The 286-nt window shown below is 59.1% G+C and carries 1 protein-coding gene; it reads left to right on the top strand.

Going from position 1 to position 286, the window contains the following annotated elements; all coding sequences use genetic code 11:
- Positions 1–16 precede the first annotated feature (16 nt).
- Positions 17–286: TonB-dependent receptor (locus J8I29_RS29725; protein ID WP_209434430.1), on the top strand; the 270-nt coding region annotated here is incomplete at its 3' end.

The raw sequence follows: 286 nt of genomic DNA, 5'->3' as shown, positions 1-286 counted from the left end.
CTATACCCATTCCAGGGTGAAGGACAACGACGGTGAGCGGGTCAAGACCACCATCCCGATGGACATGTTCAAGCTGTGGACCACTTACCAACTGACCGGTGACCTGCAGCGGCTGACCCTTGGCGGTGGTGTGAACTGGCAGAGCGGCATGCACTTTACCGCCACGCCATGGCAGGTCAGTAACCCTGTGAAGATCAAGCAAGGGGACTATGCCACGGTTGGCCTGATGGCCCGCTACCAGTTCAACCGGCAGTGGTCGGCGACTGCGACCGTGAACAACCTGTTC

It is taken from the genome of Labrys sp. LIt4 (assembly GCF_017813775.1).
Classification (GTDB): Bacteria; Pseudomonadota; Alphaproteobacteria; order Rhizobiales; family Labraceae; genus Labrys; species Labrys okinawensis_A.
Note: the sequence above shows the minus strand (reverse complement) of the source record. Positions and strands in the feature narration are given on the sequence as shown.